We start from the raw sequence: 17,384 nt of genomic DNA, 5'->3' as shown, positions 1-17,384 counted from the left end.
ATCTTAAGAAAGGTGAAGGGATAATCATGAATAATCAGTTACGATTAACCATTTTAGTTATTGTTGTAGCTGTTGCAGGCTTTAGTCAGGGCATGCTTCTTCCATTAATTGCAGTTATATTTGAAAATAGTGGGCTCTCTTCGTTTTTAAACGGAATCAATTCTACGGCATTGTATATTGGTATTTTATTTACTTCTCCATTCATGGAGCCTCTATTAAGAAAGTTTGGGTATAAGCCTCTTCTAGTTATAGGGGGATTGCTTGTACTAATTTCGCTCGTACTATTTTCACTATGGCAATCATTTTGGTATTGGTTTTTCTTAAGAATGATAATTGGTATTGGTGATAATGCCGTTAATTTTACTGCTCAAACTTGGATTACCGAATTCTCTCCTGAACAAAAGAGGGGACGAAATATTGCTCTGTATGGATTATCTTTTGGAATAGGATTTGCTGTTGGACCTTTGATGGTACCACTTGTTAATATTCATGAAAGCTTGCCATTTCTTATCTCAGCTGGGTTTAGTCTAGTAGGTTGGTTCTTATTATTTATCCTTCGAAATGAACTACCTGAACAAGACTTAACGATGAGCTCTTTTCGAGATACATTTAGACGATTTGGTCAAGCTTGGAGGTATGCATGGATCGCTTTTTTACCACCATTTGCTTATGGATTTTTAGAAACTTCTTTAAATGGGAACTTTCCAGTGTATGCTTTACGAATTGGAATAGAGGTAAGTCACGTTTCTGCATTACTATTTGCTTTTTCTATAGGAGCGATTGTCTTCCAGCTTCCACTTGGTATTATCGGGGATCAGCTTGGTAGAGAAAGGTTGGTTACTATTGTCCTGCTGGTTGGCTTTCTCTGTTTTACAGTGGCTGGATTAATGGAGGATTATTTTTATGTACTACTAGTCTGCTTATTTACCGCTGGGATGTTTGTTGGTTCCATGTTTTCAATAGGAATTACCTACATGACTGATTTGATGCCGCGGAACCTCTTGCCTACAGGTAACCTTCTATGTGGTATATTTTTTAGCATAGGAAGCTTAACTGGTCCATCCATCGGTGGATTATTTATTCAATTTGCTCCAACCACAAGCTTTTTTTATATAATAAGTGGGCTACTTTTGCTCCTATTTCTTATAACATTCGGAAGGAAAATAGCTAGACTAAGTTAAATGGTGGATGTCTTTTATTCCTATCCTTTTTTTCTGAGTGGTTCATTAATGTGCTTAAAGCGTTTAGGAAATCGATAAAGCTTTCGACTCCTAAACGCTTCCATTCTCTTATTCGAAACTTAAATAACCTCTTGCTTCACCTCTAAAAATTCTTTAAGTGGGCGTATAAGCTTTTTCATTTCTTCATACCCTTGCTGATATAAATCCGTTAATTTGTTCTGGTTTTTTTCCATTCTGCCCACTCGGAGTTTTTCGGTTGGACAAATAAGGAAAATCTTTCCTTTTTTCTCTTGGTCATACAGATAATTTAGTACATCATTGTAAACAATATGTCGCCTTTCGATAGCCGCTAACAATGCGGGATATGCCTGATATTTCTTTTTTATGAGCCAATGAAATGCCTCCATTTTTTTAAAATAACCTCGATTTTTAGTTAATATAACAATATTTCGTGAATTTCCATCTTTCATCGACTGTTTAATTGGAATCGGATCGGTTATCCCACCGTCTAAGAGCTCCCTATTCTCAAATGAAACAGCTGGGGCAATCAGCGGCAGAGAACTAGATGCTCTTATTAGTGTCATCATTTCTTGGGCATATTTCGATTTATAATAATAGACTGGCGTTCCAGTAATACAGTCTGTTGCTACCACAACAAATTCTTCTTTCGCCTTTTGGAATGTTGGATAATCAAATGGCTCTAATTCATTCATTAATGTTTCGAATAAAAAATCCATCCCAAAAAGCTGTTTTTTTGTAAACAAATTTTTTAAAGATAGATAATCTGGATGCTGCACATAATCAATATTTACCTTTCTATTACGATCAAGCTGCCTGGAAATATAGGAGGAACCATTACAAGCACCTGATGAAACTCCCATCACATAAGGTATGTATATATTTTGCTCCATTAAATACTGTAACACTCCTGCTGTAAAAACCCCTCTGCTACCGCCACCTTCTAATATTAAACCTACACCTTTCATAAGACCGTTTCACACCACCCTGTCTCTTCCCGTCTTTACCTAATAATTTAGTAGTTAAAGAACCTTATGAGGAATGTACAACATTTTATGCCTAATAATTAATTACTTTCTTTCCATAATTTCATTGGATCTAGCTGCCCTTTATCGAGGGATAATTGTTCTATTTTGATGGATCGTTGATTTTTTGGTTTTTGAAGATCATGATAAATCTCCTTAGATTTCGTTAATCCTACCGCTGTTGCCTCATCTACACTTTGACAAAAGTAAACCTGATTGATCCCCGCAAAATACATTGCGGTCAAACACATGGCACATGGCTCTCCACTTGCATATATAACACAACCCGATAAATCATTCGTATTTAGCCTCTTTTGCGCTCGACGGATAGCGAGTAATTCAGCATGACCGCTTACGTCATGATAAAGATGTAATTCGTTAACACCTTCCGCCAAAACCTCCTCATTACGGACTAATACGGCTCCAAAGGGTTGTCCTCCTTCTTGAACATTTTCTAATGCAAGCCGAATGGCGTGGTTCATATATGAATTCATAAATGATTCTCCTTTCTGGCAATATGAAGTATAAGTAGATTATATAAATGTAGTTTAACATAACTTTTTCAAACCAAAATATGAAAAGCTTTCATCTATGATAAATGCAGGTGTCTAAAAGGAGTTCTTACATATCAAATATCTAATAATCTAGATGGTAATTTTAACAAATCCATATTTGGCTATTTGACTAAAAAAGCAGTATCTAAAATAATATAGCTAAAGGAGGGACCAGAGATGAGCCACGTAAGATTTACATATTCTACATTAAATGATGACATTATTCAGATTATTCAAGAAGATGAAGTACTCTTTTCTTTTATTAAAGCACTACTCCTATCCAAATTTAAAAAAGACCCGATAGAAAAACTAACATTAATAAAAAAAATACCTATCACCTATTATGCGAATACGGAAAAAAATAAGGATTACTTGATCGAAATACACTTTCTACACTTGTTCGATAATATAATTCACAAATTTTTTCATACTCCTCATTACAAACAAGAAGATTATTCTCACAAACAGCAAATAATTATCATAAAGTTTTTAACATTCCCATTATTTTTAAACACAACAAAATTTCACTCCATATATTTACCTGTATATAATTACTCTCTTAGTAATCAGCTTGAATATCATTTCATTGAACTGCCTAAGGTAATAAAGGCTTGGCAAAATCAGATAATAAATCCCTTGCAGGATCATTTTGCAAGATGGCTTCTTTTTCTCGGAATGATTGATCAGCAGCAAAGGATTTATCATGAAAGTATTTACGAGCAATTATGGAAAATAGCGAAAATAGACAAATCCTTGGAAAGAGCTTTGGTTGGTTGGAAGAATAAAAACTCCAAGAAGGTGAGCCAATCTATTATGAAGGCATAATTTCAACATTATTTATCTCATAACACACTTCCACCTGAAATTTTCACTGATTCACCAACTATGTTCTTCGCAGCATCTGTCAAAAGAAAAGCTATTGTATTCGCGACTTCTAGAGTTGTCGTGAGCTCACCTGATGGAATACTATTCTTAGCATTTCTCATAGCAGTCTTATACGAGATTTGATTTCGCTCCGCTTTTTTAGCAATGATTCCTCTTGCCATATTCGTATCAACAAATCCAGGACAGACTGCATTAACACGAATGTTATGCCTTATTGCTTCAACAGCCATAGATTGAGTCCATCCTATGACAGCAAATTTACTTGCTGCATAAGCACTATTACCATATGTACCTCTCAATCCAGAGAGTGAAGCAATATTCACTATATTACCATGTTTTCTTTTGATCATTTTTTGGTAAATGGATTGTGTCAAACTAAATGCAGAAAAATAATTGACTCTCATAATATGTTCGACTTCCTCTTCACTCAAACTTTCAACGACTGTTCCCCCCGTTATTCCTGCTGAATTTACTAGACCTGAAACTATGCCAAATGCTTCCTCTGATTTGGTTAGTAGGTTTAACCTTCCCTGTTCATTATTGATATCTGCTTCTATTGCATGAATTTTATCCTTTGTTGTCACATTTTCGAGTTCTGTTTTTAATTGTACTAGCCTTTTTTTATTTCTTCCTGTAATGGTTACTTTTGCTCCCATTTTAGCAATTGTTTTTGCTGTCTCGGAGCCAATTCCACCTGTAGCACCTGTTATTAATATATGTTGATCAAGTAATGCTTCTTTTGAAAAAATTGACATTTTCTTACCTCCTATACTACGTTCTCACCATTGTATTTTCACCTATTTCAAAGTTTTAAACATACCTTGCTCTTATCATTACTTTCTTTAATCCAATACTTCTATAGAAATAGCCTCTATTAAAGGTGCTATCATCAATTCTTTTTTTCCTCTTCCTTCATATTGATTACGAATAATCCCTACTACCCGGATAGTATTATTAACTTTTACGTTCAGTTTTGTTTGTTTTATGTAAATCAATAAATTTTGTTCTTTTTTCAGGATTGTATATACAGGTAGATAAGTCATCCCTTTATTGTTTTCAATAACCTTGATCACTTTTGCGGTAAGTATTATTTGATGATTATAATAGGCTTGCGGATTCCTGTACATTTTTGCAAAATCCTTTATTGGTACCATCTTTCTTGCCTTGGTTTGAGTAGAACTGTTCGATTTTCGAGCATTATAGCTTACAAGTAGAATAAGTGATGCAAACAATATGAGTAAGGTAGTTACAATTTCCTTCATCCATTCCTTCTCCCTTAAGCTTGATTTTGATTCCAGTATAAGGGGTAATTAGGTACTATCTTTGTCATAATGGAAAATTGTTAGTTGTTTTTATAAAAAATATCATAACGTTAGTCATGACAAGGGATAGAGAAAGGTGAAATAAAAAATGGAAAGTGACATAATAGTGCCACTTTCCAATTACTTAGCGGAATAAATCCCATAATTTGTCCCAAAAACTTTTCTCTTTTTGCTCTTCTTCTTTCTCTTCCTCTTTATCATCCGATTTCTTTATATCTTCTGTTTTAATGACAAACTGAACGGTACCTACCTTTTCATTTTTCTCAGATACAAAAGATATGGCCTTAAAATCAGATTTATCATATTTATTGATCATCTCGTCTACTTCTTTTTGCATTTGTTCCGGAATCTCGCTTGTAGAATCAGCTAATTCGGTTGTACCGTTGTGTAACTCCTTCGCTCCGTTTTCCAATTCCTCTGTACCCTCACCTAATTCAGATATTCCATCATCCAGATCTGTATAGGTATTGGAAAGCTTATGAACTCCATTCGTATATTCCTTTAGCCCATTGTGAAATTCCTGATATTTACTAGCTAGTTGTGACACACCTTCTTGAAGTTTAGTAACCGATTGTTCGATGTTGGCTGGATCTGTAGCATTCGTGATTTCTTTTGACATGGTTCTTAAAGAAGTCACCATCTTCGTAAGGGAACCATTGACTTCCTTTAGGGTTGGACTTACCACCGAAAAAGCTTCTTTAACTTGTTTATATGTTGCTTTTGTTTTACGAGCTTGCTTATAAGTTTCGACTAGTTTATCAACCACTTTTTCATCATCGGTGCTTTGCTTCAATTGATTAATCTCATCATTTGAAATTTCATAATCAGGAATTGCTGTAATTGCTTGATCCAAAGCTTGATACGCATTATCATAATTTTCTTGTAAACTAGACAAGCCTTTCTCCGTACTCTCCAATCCATCTGCAAGTTCCTTTAGCCCATTTATGAGCTCAGTAAAGTCTCCTGCTCCAAACTCTTGATTTAGTGATTCCTTCATTTTGCTTAGTGCCTCATTTATTGCGGATGAGCCATTGATTAATTCCTCTGAACCGTTATCGAGCTCATTTATACCATTCTGATATTGATTAGATCCATTTTCTAAGCTAGCCACCCCATCATTTAATTCGCTGATACCCTGCTGCAATTGACCGACACCATCATTAATTTCTCCAGTTGCATCAGACAAGGATTGGAAATCCTCTGTCATTTCATCCACGTTTGGTGAATCGATTGACATAGAAGATGGAACAGCTGAGATCTCGATCCCGTTTAATTCTAGATCTACTACATCTGCTTCTAGGACAAATGTTTGTTCTTGCTCTGGCATTAACGTGAAGCTTATCTGCTTATTTTTTCCTGCATTCGCTACAGTCGCTTCCTCTGCAATGATATTTTCATATTTCGAAGTGTCTAATGTTAAGGCGATTTGCAATAAATAATTTTCATAAAAGATATCCCCTGCATTTTCATTTTTAGAGGTAGCTATCTCTATTTTCAAGTGTCCATCCTCCCCTAACAACTGGTCTGGCGGTATAACTTTACCATCTAGCTGATAAGAGATATCAAAATTCCATGGTAATGGCTTCTCCTCAAGATTTCCTTGATAAAAAAAGGTATCAGTTGAGGCAGTAAAGGAAACTTTATTTTTTGCTAATGACATTTCAGATAAATCTGTTAGATTTTTGACACTTGTATAATCGCCATAATCTTCGAGATCTCCTTTTTCCTTTATTTGAAAACTATTAACGACATACATTTCCTTCTGTGATCCATTTGGCTTTAAGGTTGTGTAAACTACTTCATCTTTCGTCTTATAGCTTCCTTGCTCAGCAGCAATAGAAACTGGTAAAAAGGAAAATAGTAGTAAACCTATAATCATTAATATCACGAATTTACTAAATTTCATCATGATCCCTTCCCTTTAAAAAAGTTTGGTTTCCATGTTGTTTTTTCGATGACCTTATCCAGTATGACTAACAAAGCTGGTAGGAAAAAGACTACCATAATAAATGCGAGTAATGTTCCTCTACCGAGTAATAACCCAATCGATGAGACAATCGGATTGGAGGAGGTCCATGCTAATATAAAGCCAACACTTGATAAGATCGATGCTGAAATTAAAATGGAAAAGATTTTTTCATCGATCGTCTTTTTAATAGCCTGAACTGCAGGCATTTCTTTACGGTTTTTTTCGTATGCTTCTGTTAACAATATCGCATAGTCAACTGTTGCGGCCAATTGTACTGTACTTATTATTAAATATCCGACATATACAAGTGGTGTATCGGTGAAATACGGAACAGATAAATTAATCCAGACCGATGATTGAATGGTAAGCAATAAGACAATAGGTATAGTGATCGAGCGGAAAGTCACCAATAACACGATTGCAATCGTTATAATTGTTAAAAGATTGACTAGTTGATTATCCTTCTCTACCGTGTTTTTGATATCATATAAGGTAATACTTTCTCCAAGTGAATAAACATCTTCTCCATAATATCCTGAAGCCATTTCTTCTACCTTTTCGATCAGAGTAAAGGCAGCTTCCCCTTCAGCGTCTTGATTTGTATTCAAAATAATTCGCACAAATTGATCAGAATAGAATTGTTCTGTCACAGACTCCTCTAAATATTCTGGAGGAATCACAGGATCCACTGTATTGACATAAGCTAACACGCTCGATACTTCCTCTAATTTTTCTAAATCCTGTACAAGCTCTTCTTCTTTTGCAATGTCACCTTTTGGTACAAGTAATACCATTGGAGTATTCTTTCCAAAGGTTTGTTCAATAGCGAGTTCATCTTGCCCAATTCTTGTATTTTCAGGCTGTTCGCCCGTACCATAAATAAAGTTGGTATTGCTTTGTCCTAAATAAGCTGGGACAATCATTAAAAAAACGAGTATTAACACAGGTATTTTTAGTTTTAATACACTTTTTCCAATATTTTTAAATGCAGGAATAATGGGCTTGTGCTTCGTTTTATCTATCCATTTATAGAAGGTTAATGTTAAAGCAGGTAAGAAAATCATTACACAGATAAAGCTTAACAGGATTCCTTTTACAAGGTTTATCCCCAAATCAGAGCCAATCTCGAAATTCATAAAACTGAGTGCCATAAAACCAAAGAAGGTCGTCGAAGCACTTGCTGTAATCGCAGGAAAGGATCGCTTTATTGCCATACGCATCGCTTCTACTGGTTCTTTTCCTTCCTGTCGAAAATCTGAGAAGCTATGAAGCAGAAATATGGCATAGTCAAGCGATACAGCAAGTTGAAGAATTGGTGCAACTGACTGTGTAACAAAGGATACTTCACCTAGAAAAATATTTGTACCCATATTAACAAGCACAGATACTCCAATCGCAGTTAAAAAGAAGACTGGCTCCATCCAGGAATTAGTGGATATAACAAGTATAAGAATAATAATCGGGACTAATAAGAGAGCAGCATAGGCAGATTCTGTTCCAGCCATCTTTTGAGAATTTGCTGTATTAAGCGCCTCTCCGGACATAGCATTTTCTTCGCCAATAAGTTTATATACCTTATCTGTTACCTCTACTTCTTCCCCTTCTTGAATATGAAAAGATAACAAGGCATCCTTATCTTTATAGTAAGATTCCACGGTATCTTGATCTGCCATTTCTAATGGTGTCTTTAGATCAATAGCGTCATCCAACCACATCACTTCACTTACACCATCAATTGCTGCTATCTTTTCTTTGTAATCAAGTGCTTCTTGGACGGTGACATCTTTAATCATTACTCGAGTATTGGCAACCGCTGCATCAAATTCTTCTTCCATTGTGTCCATTGCGGTCATTGACGGTGCATCTTCTGGTAAATAGTCAACCATATTATAATTAACTGATACGCCAAATTGTGCGATCGAACTAATCAAGGCAATTACCATAAATACAACCACGATAATTTTTTTGTTTTTAATTATTTTTGTTGAAAGATCAATCGTGGATCATCCTCTCTCTTGCCAAATCTAAAACTACACTATATCATTATATAGACACCGTGTTGCCTAATCAACAAACAGTTTTAGAAATAACGTCTAATTTCCAACATATTTTAATTTTTTGTCGGAATGTTACAAAAAATTCACATTTATTTTGTAATAAAAAAGGGGGGCTTCTAAGAATGGCTGCAAGGCTGGATCGACGCAAAAAATATACCCGGATGGTGCTAAAGGATAGCTTAATGCATTTGTTAAATCAGAAACCTTTATCTGCAATAACTGTAAAAGAGATATGTATGGAGGCGGATATTAATCGTTCTACTTTTTACACGCACTATAAAGATCCGCTCGATTTATTGCATCAGATTGAAGAGGAAATTATAGAAGAAATGAATAAGCATTTAACGGAATGTAATTTTGCCAAGGAAGAAGAGTCTCTTCAGCTTACAGAAACTCTTCTAGAATATATCATTGAACAAAAGCATGTATGTCAAACTTTGCTCAACCAAAATACGGGAACAAGCTTTCAGAAGAGAGTGATGATTATAGCAAAGCAAATTTTAATGGATCACGCCGTGACAGAAAAGTCTGATCGGACTGATTATTTCATTACTTTTATCATAAGTGGTGCCATTCATGTAATTAAGGACTGGTTGAATAATGGTACGAAGCAATCCCCAAAAGAAATGGCGGAACTAATTAACCTATTTGTAAACAGATAGTAGGACACTACCCTTAAAGCGAAAATACTTCAGCAATTAATCGGTAGGAGTTTACCTTCTCCTTAAAATCATAAATATTCGTAATAATCATGAATTCATCTGTGTTGTACAACTTACTTAAACGTGTTAGTTCTGTTTTTACTTTTTCTGGAGTCCCAATAATGCATCTTTTTCGATTTTTTTCTATCTGTTTTAATTCTGATGAAGTGAATGGTTTCTTTTTGACCTCTTCCACTGATGGGACTTTGGTGTCTCTTCCCTGACCAACTTGGAGTAGCCATTTATCTTGACTTAGTGCAAGCTCCTCAGCTTTTTCTTGTGTTTCCGAGCAAACCACAAAAATACATATCATTTTATTTGGTCGATCAAATGTTTCAGACGCTTGGAAACTTTCCACATAGGTTCGAAGAATGCCTTCCCCATTGTCTGGACGAATAAAATGCCCAAATACAAAGCCGATACCTAATCTTCCCGCATTTATTGCCGCCCTCTCTGATAATCCTAACAACCAGAGCCTAGGAGCTTGATCTATTCTAGGACCTGCTTTTACCAGGCGAAATGAATGCTCTCTTGGTAGTGTATTATGTAAGAAACCTTGTACATCTGAGAGCTGTCTAGGAAATTCCCCCATTTCTCTTGGCAGCCCGTCTAATAAGGCGCTCCTTGTTAATTGTGAACCACCTGGTGAACGACCAATTCCAAGGTCAATCCTGTTTGGAAATAATGCTTCAAGTGACAAAAATGTTTCTGCAACCTTTAGCGGACTATATTGTGGGAGTAGTACACCACCAGATCCAACCCGTATTCGCTTCGTAGTGGAAGCAATTCGAGCTATAATTATTTCCGGGGCGATGCTTGCCAATCCATTTGCATTGTGATGCTCCGCCATCCAGTAACGAGAATAGCCTAACTCCTCTGCTTTTTTGGCAAGAGCCACTGTATTTTCTAATGTCTTGATTGGATCAGATCCTCTGGAAATGGGGGCTTGATCTAATACACTTAGTTTCATGCTATACCCACCCTTTTACATATGTCTATTCTCATTGTAAGTTTTTAAAATATAAAAGGGAAATAATTGAACTAGTTTTGGTAATGGTCGAGAAGGAGATGGGCTTCTTTTTCTATTTCTTGTTTGAGTGAAGATGGCCCAATAACTCTCGCTTTTGCGCCCATACCTAGAATCCATTTCTTGATAGATTGGTCGCCATTGAGTGTTGCTTGAAAGCGGATCGCGTTATTTGGCAATTCTTCGATAATTTGATCATCACTATAAATGGACTCCTTTACCTGGTTGGAAAAAGGGGGTTCAATAATCAGATCTACCTTCATCGGAGCTTTTATAAATCCTAACTGTGGGAATTGTTTACGAATATCAAATTCCTCTGGAAGATAAAATAGATGATTTGTCGTTACTACGTTTTGAATTCGTATGATTTTGAAGGTTCTTAATTCCTGCTTTCGTTCACAGAAAGCCACACAGTATAAATTCTCATCATAGAGAACAAATGCATATGGATGAATCACTCGTTTTGTCACTTTATTAGTGGATGCTGCTGTATAAGTGATTTCAACTTTTTTCCGCTGGTTAAAGGATTGATAAAGCAGTTGATAATGTTCGGATTGATCCCCAATTTTGTCATTAATCAAATAATCATTAGCAAAGTAAAAATGCTTACTACTAAGTGCTTCATCACGTTGAGCTGCTTTTATTTTATCAAGGGCATTACTTAACATATGTTCATGCTCTGGCTGTCTAGATAGGTAGGATTTCACGGCAATTTGCAAATGTTGAATCTCTTTAGAACTAAAATTGCGAATTGGTAGGATCGTTTTTTTATCAAGATAATACCCTCCATTCGCACCTCGATCACTTTCGATATAAATGCCAGCAAGCTCTAGCTCCTGTTTATATTGACGAATCATTCTAGGCTTCACTTCAAGCTCTGCTGCTAATTCTTCAATTTTCATTTTATTTCTAGCCATTAGAAGCTGAATCATCTGAAGACAATTACTCAATTTACTCATAAGGATCTCCCTTTTAATATGATCACATCATCCTAATTATAACATAATATATGGTAATAAATGAGTCATATTACACATTAAAAGTACAATTGGTATTTTCCCCATTAGAAAATTTCGCATTCGCTCGTCTTTTAGCGATGCGTTTAAATTTTGAACTTCAAAATCTCCGCCTCGACCTTCTGCAAAAATTTTATGCTTTCCAAACGTAAAATAAAAACGTCCTTAACGGACGTTCTTATTTTTTACAGACAAAAAAGATACGATTGCCTGCTTCTGGATTCTTATTTTCTATTTTAGAAAAATCGGTAAAAATACCAATGATCTCTAGACCTACTTCTGATATAAGCCTTCGATACGTTTTTATAGGAAATGTTCGCTGATAATGAATTTCATCGAAGCGTTCATATAGATTTTCGCCTTCCTTTTCCATAAAAAAGGTGAGGTCATGAATCACTTCATTTTCATACTGCCCTTCTTCACAAAACCAGATATAGGATATATCATCATAGATCTCAGAGAAGGTTTGATTCACCATATTCTCCTTGAAATGCTTCACGCTATGCACATCAAAAAGGAAAATGCCATCATCTTTTAATACATGAGCTATATTTTCGAGTGTTTTTTTTATATCTGTTTCGTCTGTTAAATAATTCATAACATCACAAATGCTAATAACAACATCAAAAAGTGCTAGTCCTTCTAATGAACGCATATCCTGATGAAGATAGCTTACAGATAGGTTCTGTGCTTCTGTTTCTGCCTGTGCGTAGGCCAACATATCCTCTGAATAATCAATGCCTGTAACACTGAAGCCCTTACTTGCTAATCGATTACTCATTTCACCTGTTCCACAGCCAAGATCTAAGACCTTCTTCGCATGAGGATGGTGTTTTTTTATGTTATCAAGGATAAACTCTTCCCATTCATCGTACGGAGCATCATCCATTAACAAATCATAAATATAAGCTAACTTAGAGTAGACCATCTTATAGTTTCACTTCTAATTGAGGGGCATCTCCCCATAGCTTTTCTAAATTATAATAAACACGTTCGTCTCGATGAAAGACGTGACAAACCACATTTCCTAAATCAACTAATACCCATCTTGCTTGATCAAAGCCTTCCATTCGCTTTACTTCAATAGCTTGTTCCTCTGCTACGTCCTTAAGCTCTCTTGAAATAGCTTGAACTTGACGCTCATTTGATCCATCACAGATTAAAAAATAATCGGCGATCAGTGATACCTCTTTCATATCTAGAACTACAATATTTTCCGCTCGTTTATCGTCACATGCTTTTGCGACTAAATCGACTAATGCTTTACTATCCATTAACATTCCTCCCTGTTTTTACATAAACCTTCATTATATAACTGAAAAGTATCGGGGTAAATTGGTTGTTCGTGCTCCATCAAAAATTCGATTGTGTTTCTTGCCGCCAGCCAGCAGGCCTTGTTTATATCATGATAAACCACACTACGGACTTCTTCTACGCCTGGGAAAGAACGACCCGGTTCTATATAATCAGCTATAAAAATAATTTGATCGAAAAGAGACATATTTCGCTTCCCTGTCGTATGATAATAAATAGCACTTTGTATCTCGGGATCCTTTATTCCAACTTCTTTTTCGATCATAATAGAGCCGACAGGACCATGTAGTAGCTCTGGCCCATACTCTAACAAATCTTGAGGTAATTGCTCACTGAGCACCCAGCGCTTCATCTCATTGGGATTACGATATTTGGCATAATCATGAAAGATGGCGGCGATCTCTATTTTTTTTACATCAAGCTTGTAATGCCTAGCAAGTGATATTGCTGTATCTGTTACTCTTACTGTATGCTCATACCTTTTTGGTCTTAACTGCTCTTTCACTAATGCTAAAGCTTGTTTTCTTTCCATAAACTACTCCTTCAATCTTCAAAGACGAGTTATTTCATTGTATGATTAGAATTATGACAGATATAACCGTGTATCATCAATTAGTTTTCTGACAGAGGATGGTGTTAGATACCGAATAGATTGACTATTCGCTACCTTCTCCCGAATCATCGTGGAGGAAATGTCAATTAAAGGCATATCCACTTCCAACACTTGATATTTTGAATCCAACTGATATCCAGGGCGTTTTACACCAACAAACGTCACAAGTTCGATTAATTCATCTATTCGATGCCATTTTGGCAAATATTCAACCATGTCTCCACCTATAATAAAGTAAAAACATACATCAGGATGTTTTTTTTGCAGAAAGGCAATCGTATCAATCGTATAGGATTTACCATTTCGTTCTAATTCGATGGGATCCGCTTTAAATGCTGAATGATCTGAAATAGCTGTTTGAATCATTTCATATCGGAGCATCCCTTTGGATTTTGCATTCTCCTTATGTGGTGGTTGGTTCGTCGGAATGAACCAGATTTCATCTAGCTGTAGTGCTTCATATACTTGTTCAGCCATAATTAAATGTCCATAATGTGGCGGATCAAAAGTACCACCGAACAGGCCAATTTTCCTCATTAAATTCACCTCTTATTATGGCAACAAGATTTCTTTATGATTTTCCGATTCTTTATAAAGGACAATAATATTGCCGATAATTTGAACGATATGCGCATCTGTACCATCTGCTAATGATTCAGCAACTTCATCTTTATCCTCCATACAATTTTGCAAAATAGAAATTTTGATTAATTCTCGACGTTCGAGTGCTTCCCCTATTTGTTTGATCATATTATCATTGACGCCATCCTTACCTACTTGAAAAATAGGATTCAAATGATGGGCTTCTGCACGTAAAAAGCGTTTTTGCTTTCCTGTTAATTTCAAATTATTCACCTCTTAACTTATCTTCCAATTCATCAACAAGATGCGAGACATCTAATTTTTCCCCTGTCCATTTTTCAAAAGCTAGCTGTCCCTGATATAAAAGCATGGCATGACCGTGATGTATCCTCGCACCATGAACCTTTGCATCTTGTAAAATTTTCGTCATAATTGGTTGGTACACGATATCACTAACTACTGTATCTTTTCTTATATTATCTAGTTGGATAATTTGCTCTTGAACTTTTGGTTTCATTCCAACAGAGGTTGTTTGGACAATTAAATCATATTGGGATAAATTTTTTTCAGCAGTGTGAAAGGTTAAAACTTCCGAAGGAGTGAAATCTTTCCCTAATGGTAATAGTTCTTTCGCTTTGTCAAGTGTGCGATTAGCAATATCCACCCTCTTCAACCTTTTCTGTACTAATGCTCGGTAGATACCTCTGGCTGCACCCCCAGCTCCTAATATTAACACAGATGTATCTTTGTTTAAAAGACTAGGAAAACTCTCTATGATGGAACGTACATAGCCTTCCCCATCCGTGCTATACCCCTTCCATTTACCATGTTGATTCACTACTGTATTTACGGCACCTAATATTTCCGCATCCGAGTCTAATTCATCCAAATAATCCAAAACAACTTGTTTATAAGGTATTGTAACATTAAAACCATCTATTTTGTTTTGTTTTAATTGTGTTAACACATCAGGTAATTGGTTTGGATTACCCTCATATAATTTATATTCCCCATTTAAACCAGCTAAATCAATAAATTTTGCATGAATCCATGGAGACAATGAATGGCTTATAGGATGACCAATTAAGCCTAGCTTTAAGGTCATATCATTTCCCCTCTCCCTTAATTAAATTAGTGCCTTTCTTATCGATATATGGATACCCTTCGGTACATGAACAGTAATCGTAATACCACCTTCTGGAATCATTACCCAACCAAGCCCCGGAATGACAATATCTGTCCTTTCATGTGAAATTTTGACAGTTTGCTTTACCAGTGGAGGTAAAAGCTCTAAAGATTTAGCACTTGGTGGCTGTAATAATTCTCCAACATGCTTTTCATAAAACTCATCTGCTTGCACTAGTTTCGTACGATGAATCATTAATTGATTGGAGAAATAACCGATAAAGGACTGTTTCATTCCTCTTTCAAAATCGAGTCGCGCAAATCCGCCAAAGAAGAGTGTCTGCTTATCTTGAAGCTGATAAACCTTTGGCTTGATTTCCTTTTTAGGTGTAATTAATTTCAAGTCTTTATCTGTCACGTAATGGACGATTTGAGATCGATTCACTACACCTGGGGTATCAAATAAAGAGGAATGATCATCCAATGGTATTTGAATAAAACCAAGGGTTGTTCCTGGAAAATAAGATGTGGTTATGGCATCTTCCACTCCACTCGAGCGATTGATTAACTGATTAATAAACGTTGATTTACCAACATTTGTACAACCGACCACATATACATCTTGCCCTTTTCGTTTTTCTTCAATTGCTTGTTCTACCTCCTGAAATCCTTGACCTTTTGCAGCTGAAATTAAGAAAACATCCTGAACTTTCAGACCATTATCGCTAGCTGTTTTTTTCATCCAATGGATCAATTTATTTCGATTGGTCGATTTTGGTAGCAAATCTACTTTATTACCTATTAATATAATTGGATTACTTCCAGTTAAGCGTTGTAATCCTGATATAAAGCTTCCATTAAAATCGAATATATCAACAATTTTAACGACGAGACAATTTGTGTCACTTATTTGATGTATCATTCGTAAATAATCATCATCAGTAAATTCTACATCTTGAACTTCATTATAATGCTTAAGCCTAAAGCAGCGCTGACAAATTACATGTTCATTGTTCCATGCACTTTTCGGTAAGTAGCCTGCTTTCTCCTTATTTTCTGACTGTAACTCTACTCCGCAGCCTTCACAATAAATTGCTTTCATGTTTAGTCCTCCCAAGTAATCATGCCTTTTTTGCGCATCCAATTCAATATCCGTCTTTCCATCATCCGATTGAATCTTGTAATCTTTCCATCTGTTTCCACAATTGGTACTACCAGTATCGTATGAAATCCAGCCATATTTCCCCCAAGGACATCTGTCATTAGTTGATCACCAATTACGACAATCTCTTGTTTGGATAGATTCATCTGCTTTGCAGTTCGTTTAAAGGCATGAATTAATGGTTTTCTAGCACTGTATACATAAGGAGCCTCTAACGGCTCAGAAAATACACTGACTCTTTCTCTGTCATTATTTGAAATGATGGTTACTTTAATATCATGTTCCTTCATTTCTTGAAACCAGCTGATTATTTCTGGCGTAGCATCTTTCACATCCCATGCAACAAGAGTATTATCTAAATCGGTAATAATTCCTTTAATCCCCATCTCTTTTAGCTTAGATGGAGTAATATCTAATACTCGTTTTACATGTTCATTTGGTAAAAAGTTCTTTAGCAATGATTGTCCACCTCAATTAAATAATTTCCGTAAAACCTATATCTTTCCTTATGATATACAATTTTAATGATTTGTTCAATTTTGAATCAGGTCCATTCCAAGAAAATCTCATCCGGAATATTTTCCCTGCTATACTTCAAAATGTTTTCATTCGTCAAAAAATTTATCATAAATCTTCAAAATATCATTATTTATGAAATAAAGCACTAATTTATACCTGTTCCTCCATCATTTTTTAATAAATCGTTCGACAAATTTCTACACACATTCCTTTGTGGATAACTTTATTCACAAAATCCACACCTCAAAACCTAGATCAATAATACAAACGCACATCTTGTAGATAAGCTGTCCACAAGTTATAAACAGTCATCT

The 17,384-nt window shown here is 35.6% G+C and carries 19 protein-coding genes; 3 read left to right on the top strand and 16 right to left on the bottom strand.

Annotation, left to right across the window (positions count from 1 at the left end):
- Positions 1–26 precede the first annotated feature (26 nt).
- A complete protein-coding gene (locus tag ACZ5N5_RS14340; protein ID WP_277678430.1) occupies positions 27–1,181 on the top strand; it encodes an MFS transporter in 1,155 nt (384 codons plus the stop codon).
- Between the two features lie 119 nt (positions 1,182–1,300).
- On the opposite strand, the gene ACZ5N5_RS14335 is transcribed toward ACZ5N5_RS14340, so the two are convergent.
- Together ACZ5N5_RS14335 and ACZ5N5_RS14330 are read right to left on the bottom strand one after the other, a co-directional pair.
- Positions 1,301–2,167: a patatin-like phospholipase family protein gene (locus ACZ5N5_RS14335; protein WP_464372687.1), complete on the bottom strand. Its 867-nt coding sequence runs from the start codon at positions 2,165–2,167 to the stop codon at positions 1,301–1,303.
- Positions 2,168–2,265: 98 nt separating this feature from the next.
- Positions 2,266–2,718: a nucleoside deaminase gene (locus ACZ5N5_RS14330; protein ID WP_464372686.1), complete on the bottom strand. Its 453-nt coding sequence runs from the start codon at positions 2,716–2,718 to the stop codon at positions 2,266–2,268.
- Between the two features lie 237 nt (positions 2,719–2,955).
- On the opposite strand from ACZ5N5_RS14330, the gene ACZ5N5_RS14325 reads away from it, so the two are divergent.
- Positions 2,956–3,603 (top strand): PD-(D/E)XK nuclease family transposase, encoded by a 648-nt coding sequence (locus ACZ5N5_RS14325; RefSeq protein WP_054859221.1) that lies wholly within the window; start codon positions 2,956–2,958, stop codon positions 3,601–3,603.
- A 17-nt stretch (positions 3,604–3,620) separates the two neighbouring features.
- On the opposite strand, the gene ACZ5N5_RS14320 is transcribed toward ACZ5N5_RS14325, so the two are convergent.
- The 4 genes from ACZ5N5_RS14320 to ACZ5N5_RS14305 form a co-directional block, all read right to left on the bottom strand.
- On the bottom strand, positions 3,621–4,418 hold the full coding sequence (locus ACZ5N5_RS14320) for an SDR family NAD(P)-dependent oxidoreductase (protein ID WP_464372685.1): 798 nt from the start codon (positions 4,416–4,418) through the stop codon (positions 3,621–3,623).
- 87 nt (positions 4,419–4,505) lie between these two features.
- Positions 4,506–4,925, bottom strand: coding sequence for a hypothetical protein (locus ACZ5N5_RS14315; RefSeq protein ID WP_109984114.1), 420 nt, complete (start codon positions 4,923–4,925; stop codon positions 4,506–4,508).
- Positions 4,926–5,109: 184 nt separating this feature from the next.
- Positions 5,110–6,891: a YhgE/Pip domain-containing protein gene (locus ACZ5N5_RS14310; RefSeq protein ID WP_277678432.1), complete on the bottom strand. Its 1,782-nt coding sequence runs from the start codon at positions 6,889–6,891 to the stop codon at positions 5,110–5,112.
- Positions 6,891–8,897 (bottom strand): efflux RND transporter permease subunit, encoded by a 2,007-nt coding sequence (locus ACZ5N5_RS14305; RefSeq protein ID WP_464373786.1) that lies wholly within the window; start codon positions 8,895–8,897, stop codon positions 6,891–6,893. Before ACZ5N5_RS14305 ends, ACZ5N5_RS14310 begins: the two co-directional genes overlap by 1 nt.
- 236 nt (positions 8,898–9,133) lie before the next feature.
- On the opposite strand from ACZ5N5_RS14305, the gene ACZ5N5_RS14300 reads away from it, so the two are divergent.
- Positions 9,134–9,673, top strand: coding sequence for a TetR/AcrR family transcriptional regulator (locus tag ACZ5N5_RS14300; protein ID WP_109984111.1), 540 nt, complete (start codon positions 9,134–9,136; stop codon positions 9,671–9,673).
- A gap of 13 nt (positions 9,674–9,686) precedes the next feature.
- Here ACZ5N5_RS14300 and ACZ5N5_RS14295 read toward each other — a convergent pair whose 3' ends face one another.
- From ACZ5N5_RS14295 to ACZ5N5_RS14250, 10 genes are all read right to left on the bottom strand, one after another.
- Positions 9,687–10,682 carry an LLM class flavin-dependent oxidoreductase gene (locus ACZ5N5_RS14295; RefSeq protein ID WP_109984110.1) on the bottom strand — a complete coding sequence of 332 codons (996 nt, stop codon included), beginning with the start codon at positions 10,680–10,682 and terminating at the stop codon, positions 9,687–9,689.
- A 71-nt stretch (positions 10,683–10,753) separates the two neighbouring features.
- On the bottom strand, positions 10,754–11,698 hold the full coding sequence (locus ACZ5N5_RS14290) for a helix-turn-helix transcriptional regulator (RefSeq protein ID WP_464372684.1): 945 nt from the start codon (positions 11,696–11,698) through the stop codon (positions 10,754–10,756).
- A 235-nt stretch (positions 11,699–11,933) separates the two neighbouring features.
- A complete protein-coding gene (locus ACZ5N5_RS14285; protein WP_464372683.1) occupies positions 11,934–12,683 on the bottom strand; it encodes a class I SAM-dependent DNA methyltransferase in 750 nt (249 codons plus the stop codon).
- A 1-nt stretch (position 12,684) separates the two neighbouring features.
- Positions 12,685–13,029: a ribosome silencing factor gene (gene rsfS / locus ACZ5N5_RS14280; protein WP_054787768.1), complete on the bottom strand. Its 345-nt coding sequence runs from the start codon at positions 13,027–13,029 to the stop codon at positions 12,685–12,687.
- Entirely contained in the window at positions 13,029–13,601 is a 573-nt protein-coding gene (yqeK, locus tag ACZ5N5_RS14275; RefSeq protein WP_054787769.1) for a bis(5'-nucleosyl)-tetraphosphatase (symmetrical) YqeK, read from the bottom strand. Before yqeK ends, rsfS begins: the two co-directional genes overlap by 1 nt.
- Before the next feature lie 51 nt (positions 13,602–13,652).
- Positions 13,653–14,219, bottom strand: coding sequence for a nicotinate-nucleotide adenylyltransferase (locus ACZ5N5_RS14270; RefSeq protein WP_054787770.1), 567 nt, complete (start codon positions 14,217–14,219; stop codon positions 13,653–13,655).
- A 15-nt stretch (positions 14,220–14,234) separates the two neighbouring features.
- On the bottom strand, positions 14,235–14,528 hold the full coding sequence (yhbY, locus tag ACZ5N5_RS14265; RefSeq protein WP_054787771.1) for a ribosome assembly RNA-binding protein YhbY: 294 nt from the start codon (positions 14,526–14,528) through the stop codon (positions 14,235–14,237).
- A gap of 1 nt (position 14,529) precedes the next feature.
- Positions 14,530–15,369, bottom strand: coding sequence for a shikimate dehydrogenase (aroE, locus tag ACZ5N5_RS14260; RefSeq protein ID WP_464372682.1), 840 nt, complete (start codon positions 15,367–15,369; stop codon positions 14,530–14,532).
- A 21-nt stretch (positions 15,370–15,390) separates the two neighbouring features.
- The gene (gene yqeH / locus ACZ5N5_RS14255; RefSeq protein WP_464372681.1) at positions 15,391–16,491 is read right to left on the bottom strand and encodes a ribosome biogenesis GTPase YqeH; all 1,101 of its coding nucleotides are present in this window, start codon (positions 16,489–16,491) and stop codon (positions 15,391–15,393) included.
- A gap of 2 nt (positions 16,492–16,493) precedes the next feature.
- Positions 16,494–17,009 carry a YqeG family HAD IIIA-type phosphatase gene (locus ACZ5N5_RS14250; protein WP_109984104.1) on the bottom strand — a complete coding sequence of 172 codons (516 nt, stop codon included), beginning with the start codon at positions 17,007–17,009 and terminating at the stop codon, positions 16,494–16,496.
- Positions 17,010–17,384 lie beyond the last annotated feature (375 nt).

Source organism: Gracilibacillus sp. JCM 18966 (assembly GCF_055392695.1).
The sequence above is the reverse complement of the archived record's forward strand: the minus strand, read 5'-3'. Positions and strand labels throughout refer to the sequence as shown.